The organism is Salinisphaera sp. SWV1, from assembly GCF_052044155.1.
Classification (GTDB): domain Bacteria; phylum Pseudomonadota; class Gammaproteobacteria; order Nevskiales; family Salinisphaeraceae; genus Salinisphaera.
This window is the reverse complement of the sequence record NZ_JBQDYE010000035.1, coordinates 37,869-44,432: the sequence shown is the minus strand read 5'-3', so window position 1 is coordinate 44,432 and position 6,564 is coordinate 37,869. Positions and strand designations below refer to the sequence as shown.

The following is a 6,564-nucleotide window of genomic DNA, read 5'->3' as shown; positions in this document are numbered from 1 at the left end:
GCACCGTGGCGCTTGATCGGGCGGTGCGCGATCGTGGTGGCCGCGATGGCGGTGATCGCGCTGCTGGCCGGGCGCGGCCTGCATGGCTGGAACGCGCCGTTCGCACTGCCCTGGTCGGAAACCGGCGCCTGGCGGGCGCCGCGCGTGCTCGCGGCGGGCATGGCCGGCATGCTGCTGGCACTGGCGGGCACCATCATTCAGCGCGTGTCGGGCAATCCCATGGCGAGTCCCGAGGTGCTCGGCGTGAGCGCCGGTACCGGCATGGGCCTGCTGGCATTGATCTGGTTCGTGCCGGCCGCGGGCACGCTGGCCCTGCTCGGGGCCGGCACGCTCGGCGCGCTGGCGACGCTGGCCCTGCTGATCGCGATCAACGCCCGTGCGGGCTTCGAGCCGCAGCAGCTTTTGCTGACCGGCATTGCGGTGATGTTCGCCTTCGACGCGATCCAGCGCATCGTGCTCGCCGGCAACGATCCGCGCAGCCAGTCGATGCTGGCGTGGATCTCCGGCTCCACCTATTACGTCGACATGGGCACGGCGGGAGTGATTTCGGCGGTCGGCGTGGTGCTCGTCGCGCTGGCCTGGCCGCTGGCGCGCTGGCTCGATCTGCTGCCGCTCGGCGCGTCGGTCGCGCGCGCGCTGGGGATCAACGTCACCCTCAGCCGGCTGGTGCTGCTGGGGCTGGTGGCGGTGCTGACCGCCGCGGCCACGCTGGTGGTCGGCCCGCTGTCGTTCGTTGGCCTGCTGGCGCCGCATCTGGCCCGCATGGCGGGCCTGGCCCGGGCGCGAACGCATATGGCGGGGGCGATGGTCTTCGGCGCCCTGTTGATGATCGCGGCCGACTGGGTGGGCCGGCAGATCCTGTTCCCGGTCGAGATTCCGGCCGGGCTGGTGGCCACGCTGATCGGTGGCAGCTATTTCATGTGGCGGCTGCGGCGGATCTGACGACGGTTTTCAGTCGCGCTTGCGGCAATACTCGATTGTGCCGCCGAAGCGCAGGGTCTGCGGGCCGTCGGCGAAGAAATGATCGACCGAATCACGGGGCCATTTCTCGATCGCCGCGAACGTGCGGCCGGCGCGATCGGCTGCGGCGATGGCGTCGCTCTGGCTCGTCAGATAGGCCACGAAGGCATCGTGGGTCATGGTGCGGGCGCAGATCGAACACGAAATGATGGCCGAGCGCGCCCTGGGCCATGCTTGCGACCGCCGGCAAAGGCAGGCGGTAATCCCGAACAATCAGGCGAAACAGGTCCATGGGCGCGGCTCAGGCGCGGTCGGGCGCCTGGCCCGCCGGCTTCAGGGGACGCGCGGCGTTCGCTTCGCCGGCCTCCGGATAGGTAATGGCGCGGGGGCAGTTGGCGCACAGGGGCAGCGATGGATCGAGGTCGCGCACACAGCACAGCCGCCGACATTCGCGGGTCGGCGCGCCCTCGCCGTCGTGCGCACCCGCCGCCAGCGGCTTGAATGCGGCATGAAACGGGTTGGGGCCGCCGTCGGGCCGCGCGGGCGAATCCAGCAGCGTGCGCGCCGGTGCCAGCCCGCCGGGCTCGGTCCGGTGCTGTTCGGTGAGCTGGTCGAGCACCCACGCGTAGTACACCGCGCCATTGGCGCCGAACACGCGGGGCGACAGCCGGCAATCGGCGGCCAGCGCCGACGCCAGCGGTGTCATGACGGCGTCGATCAGGGCGCTCATGTCGCCCGGCGCGGGCGCGCCGAGTGGGTCGTGATCGAAGATGAAGTGCGCGATCGTGCCGTCTTCGCGACAAGACACGCGCCAGCGGGCCGGGTCGAGATCGAGCCGGCGGCCGGTGGCGCATTGAACCACCACCACCGGGATGATCAGTCGGGCAAAGAAGAACTTCGACCACTCGCTGGCCGCGGCCCGTCGATCGGTCAGCGCGCGCGCCGCGGCAAACCGGGGCAGCACTGTATCCAGCGCGTCGCCGCAAACCAGGGCCCGACCCGCGATGACCGGCCCGCCCGCGGGCACGGCATCGCGACAGAGCGCGTTCGCTGCGAATTCGAACCGGCGGGGGAAAAAGCGCGCGTACATGCCGCCTGCAATGCTGTCGCGTAAATGCGAATGGTTATCGATACGGTAACGCGCCCGGTCCGTCGAGGAAAGCGTGTCAGGCGGCGCGATCGATCCCGCCCACGCCGGGCACCGTGTCGCCAATTCTGACATGTCGTCTTGTCAGAATTGGCGGGCGTTGCTATGTTGCCGTCAGAACGCGCGCGAGCGCCGCGCCGCACTGATGCCATTCGTCCGATGGAGGCCGCCATGGCCGCGACCCGCCTGCTTGCCCGACTCAATCCGCTGGCCTCGCGCCGGATCGATACCGACATGGATATCGCCATCGTCGGCGCCGGCTTCTCCGGCCTGGGCATGGCGATCCAGCTCAAGGAAGCCGGGATCGAGAGCTTCACCCTCCTCGAGCGCGCGGACGAGGTCGGCGGCACCTGGCGCGACAACCACTATCCGGGCGCGGCGTGCGATGTCGCCTCGCACTTGTATTCGTTCTCGTTCGAGCAGAATCCGAACTGGTCGCGCGCCTTCGGCCAGCAGCCGGAGATCTTCGACTACATCAAGCGGGTGGCCGCGAAATACGATTTGTATCGCCACATCCGCTTCAACACGGCGATCCGCGAGGCCCGCTTCGATGAAGACGCCGGCATCTGGCATGCGATCACCGGCTCGGGCGAGGAACTGACGGCACGCGTGGTGATCTCGGCGGTGGGCGCGCTGTCCGACCCGGCCTATCCGAAGATCGAGGGGCTGGAACGGTTCCAGGGCAAGCTCATGCACACCGCGCAGTGGGACGACGACTACGATCTGGCCGGCAAGCGCGTGGCCGTGATCGGTTCGGGCGCCTCGGCCATCCAGGTGGTGCCGGAGATCCAGAAAGCGGCCGGCCACATCACCGTCTTCCAGCGCACGCCGAGCTGGATCATGCCCAAGCCCGACCGGCCGATTCCGGAAAAGGAACAGGCCGAATACCGCGATTCGTTCTACAAGCTGGCCAAGCGCCGTTATCGCATCTACTGGATGAGCGAGCTGTTCGCGCCTTTCATCATTTCCGATCGCAGGTTCTTCAAGAAAAAGGCCGAGCAGATGGCCAAGCGCCATATCCGCAAGCAGGTGGCCGACAAGGCCCTGCGCCAGACCGTCACCCCGGACTATGCGATCGGCTGCAAGCGTATTCTGATTTCCAACGACTGGTATCCGGCGATCCAGGCCGACAATGCCGAACTGATCCCCGACGGGCCGGCGCGGATCACCGAAAACAGCCTCATTACGAAGGACGGACGCGAGATCGCGGTCGACGCCATCGTCTGCGCGACCGGCTTCAAGGTGCCCTCGCGGGCGGCGCCGTTCCCGGTCAAGGGTCTGGGCGGGCTCGACCTGAACACGGCCTGGGCCGACGGTGCCGAAGCCTACAAGGGGGTCACCGTCTCCGGTTTCCCGAATCTGTTCTTCCTGATGGGCCCGAACACCGGGCCGAGCCATACCTCGGTGCTCGCCTTCACCGAAATGCAGATGGAATACATCGCCAGGGCGATCGGGCATATGGCGCGCCACGATCTGAAATGGCTGATGGTGAAGAAACCGGTGCAGGATCGCTTCAATCGCGGTATCCAGAAGCGCATGCAGCACACTTCGTGGACCTCTGGGTGCAACAGCTGGTATCTCACCGATTCAGGCAAGAACACCACGCTGTATCCCGGCTTCAACTGGGAATACCGCATGCGTCTGTGGTTGTTCCGGCCCGGTGAATACGAGTCCGCGCCGATGCGGCGCGTGGGCGACCGCGAGGCGGCTTGAAACATCAAGGGCCCTAGTTCTTCTGATAGCTGATGCGGTAGATCGTGCTGCCCTGGTCGTCGCTGACATAGAGCGCGCCCTTCGGCCCGACCGCGAGCCCGGCCGGGCGATGGGCGGCGCTGCCCGGCGAGCGCACGATCTTTTCGCCGGTAAAGCCGGCCGGGCCGGCGAAGGTGCGATAGGGTTTGCTCGGCTTGTCGCCGTTGAACGGCTGGTAGATCACCCGAAAGCCCTGTTGCGGTTCCGGTGAGCGATCCCAGGAGCCGTGGAAGGCGATGAATGCGCCGCCGCGATAAGCCTTGGGGAAGGCCCTGGCCTGATAGAAGACCACATCCATCGGTGCCCAATGCGCCGGGTAGGCCGCGATCGGGTCGGTATAGTCGGCACAGCGGCCGATCTTGTGGCCATCGCCGCCGTATTCCGGGTTCAGGCGGCGCGCATGCGCTTTACCGTCGTAATAGCAGTACGGCCAGCCGAAGTTGTCGCCCTGCTTGATGTCGAGCAGAACCTCCGCCGGGAGCCGTACGTTCTGCTCGGTCGAGAATTTCTTCGGCCATAGGGCCGACAGCTGATCGCGGCCCATCTGGGCGCCGACCAGGCGGTGCCGCGCCCGATCCCAGGTCAGCGCGAACAGATTGCGGATACCGGTGGCATAGCGTGCCTTGGCGCTGAATTTCTGATTCGGCTTGTCGGCGGCGAAACGCCAGATGCCGCCCTGTTTTTTCAGCAGGGGGCAGGGGTCCTGGCCGGGCGAGCCCGGCTGACGATCGTCTTTCTGGCAGGCATTCGATGGCGCGCCGATGGCCACATACAGATGGTCGGCATCGTCCACCGCGAGCCCGCGTGCACTGTGGGCTTTCTGATCGGGCAGGCCGGTGACGATGAGCTGGCCCTCGCCGTCGGGAACCGCGCCCCGATGCAGTTTGTAACGGCGCACGCCCGTCGCCGAGGCGGCATACAGCCAGCCATCATGGAGGGTCAGGCCGGTGGCGCCGCCGCGGCCGAACAGTTGGCGTTTGTCGGCCACGCCGTCGCCGTTGCTATCGATGAGCGCGAGAAGATCGTGTTTGCCGTCACCGTGATTGACGTTGGCGTAGACCGTGCCGTTGGCCGCCACAGCGATATGGCGCGGCTGGCGCGCGTTCCTGGCGAAAACCGTGGCGCAGAAATGCGGCGGCAGATCGAGGCCGGCCGTCTTGCACGCCGCCGCGGCCGCCCCGGGCACAACCAGCATCAGCAGGGGCGCGCCGAGCAGCGCTGGGTTCAGTCGACGAATCATGGCATGGCCTGGCATCAGTTCGCTTTCGCTTATAGCAGCCCCGGTGCCCGGGCGCTATCCGAAGCAGTACGCAGGAGTGCGCGTTATCGTGGCCTGTTGCCAGGGGCCGTGCCCGGTGCGGAGGAGGCCTGGGGCTCCGGGGCCGTATCCGGCGGCGGGCCCCAAGCGACGACGCCTGTCTTGCCGGTTGCGACTCCGGACAAGGTCGAAGCCGCGCGGTCAGTGCGAACCGGCGCGAATTCCGGCCGCCGACGCTGCGCCGGCCCGGCAACAATCGTCGCGATAGTCAGAATTGCATGCCCGGTCTCTTGAAGCCGTGCATGATGCACCGATCTAGTGGGTATCGATTTTCACGCGCGCAATACGTCGCGCCCCACTGGAGTGCTGCATGCCCGATCTATTCAAGCCCTGGACCATTGGCGACGTGACTTTCCGCAACCGGATCTTCGTGTCGCCGATGTGCCAGTACTCGGCCGAGGATGGCTATCCGAACGACTGGCATTTCGTGCATCTCGGCAGTCGCGCGGTCGGCGGTGCCGGGCTGGTGATGATGGAGGCCAGCGCCGTCACGCCCGAGGGCCGGATCACGCCGGGCGATCTCGGGATCTGGAGCGACGCGCATATCGGCGAGTTCAAGCGCAATGCCGATTTCATCCGTGCGCAGGGGGCGGCGGCCGGCGTGCAGCTCGCCCACGCCGGGCGCAAGGCGTCCTGCACCGCGCCGTGGATCGACGGTGGCCGGGCGCTGACCGCCGCGGAAGGAGCCTGGCAGACGGTGGCGCCGAGCGCGGTTCCGTTCTCCGATAATGCGCCGACACCGCATGCCCTGGGCAGCGATGAAATGGCGGCGCTGATCGATGCATTCGTGGCCGCGGCCAAACGCGCCGACGCCGCCGGCATGGACATGATCGAAATCCACGGTGCGCACGGTTATCTGTTGCACGAGTTCGTCTCGCCGCTATCCAACGAGCGCACCGACGACTATGGCGGCAGCCTGGAGAATCGCTGTCGTTTCCCGCTGGAAGTGGTGCGCGCCGTACGCGCCGTCTGGCCGGCCGACAAACCGCTGTTCTATCGCGTCTCCGCCAGCGACTGGGAAGATGGCGGCTGGGACATCGAGCAGACCGTGCAACTGGCCGCATGGCTCAAGGCCGAGGGCGTGGACGTGCTCGATTGTTCCGGCGGCGGCAATACGCCGTCGGCACAGATCCCGGTCGGGCCGGGTTACCAGACCGAATTCGCGGCCCGCGTACGGCGCGAGACCGGCCTGGCGACTGGCGCGGTCGGCATGATCACCGACCCGGTGCAGGCCGAACACATCGTGCATTCCGGCCAGGCCGACTGCGTGCTGCTGGCGCGCGAAATGCTTCGCGATCCGTACTTCCCGCTGCGGGCGGCGACCGAATTGCACGGCGACGATAATCTGGCGCCGCCGGTGCAGTACGCGCGCGCCTTCAAGTAGCAT

Annotated in this window: 6 protein-coding genes; 3 read left to right on the top strand and 3 right to left on the bottom strand. The window is 67.2% G+C overall.

Going from position 1 to position 6,564, the window contains the following annotated elements; genetic code table 11:
• A partial coding sequence (locus ACS8YF_RS15515) for an iron chelate uptake ABC transporter family permease subunit (RefSeq protein ID WP_440851054.1) occupies positions 1-942 on the top strand: 942 nt, incomplete at its 5' end.
• A 9-nt stretch (positions 943-951) separates the two neighbouring features.
• On the opposite strand, the gene ACS8YF_RS15510 is transcribed toward ACS8YF_RS15515, so the two are convergent.
• Both ACS8YF_RS15510 and fhuF read right to left on the bottom strand, forming a co-directional pair.
• On the bottom strand, positions 952-1,140 hold the full coding sequence (locus tag ACS8YF_RS15510) for a hypothetical protein (protein WP_440851053.1): 189 nt from the start codon (positions 1,138-1,140) through the stop codon (positions 952-954).
• Between the two features lie 121 nt (positions 1,141-1,261).
• Positions 1,262-2,050 carry a siderophore-iron reductase FhuF gene (gene fhuF / locus ACS8YF_RS15505; RefSeq protein WP_440851052.1) on the bottom strand — a complete coding sequence of 263 codons (789 nt, stop codon included), beginning with the start codon at positions 2,048-2,050 and terminating at the stop codon, positions 1,262-1,264.
• Between the two features lie 228 nt (positions 2,051-2,278).
• On the opposite strand from fhuF, the gene ACS8YF_RS15500 reads away from it, so the two are divergent.
• Positions 2,279-3,820: a flavin-containing monooxygenase gene (locus ACS8YF_RS15500; protein ID WP_440851051.1), complete on the top strand. Its 1,542-nt coding sequence runs from the start codon at positions 2,279-2,281 to the stop codon at positions 3,818-3,820.
• A 13-nt stretch (positions 3,821-3,833) separates the two neighbouring features.
• Here ACS8YF_RS15500 and ACS8YF_RS15495 read toward each other — a convergent pair whose 3' ends face one another.
• Positions 3,834-5,099 carry a PQQ-dependent sugar dehydrogenase gene (locus tag ACS8YF_RS15495; protein ID WP_440851050.1) on the bottom strand — a complete coding sequence of 422 codons (1,266 nt, stop codon included), beginning with the start codon at positions 5,097-5,099 and terminating at the stop codon, positions 3,834-3,836.
• Positions 5,100-5,487: 388 nt separating this feature from the next.
• Here ACS8YF_RS15495 and ACS8YF_RS15490 point away from each other — a divergent pair, with 388 nt between their 5' ends.
• Positions 5,488-6,561 (top strand): NADH:flavin oxidoreductase/NADH oxidase, encoded by a 1,074-nt coding sequence (locus ACS8YF_RS15490; RefSeq protein ID WP_440851049.1) that lies wholly within the window; start codon positions 5,488-5,490, stop codon positions 6,559-6,561.
• Positions 6,562-6,564 lie beyond the last annotated feature (3 nt).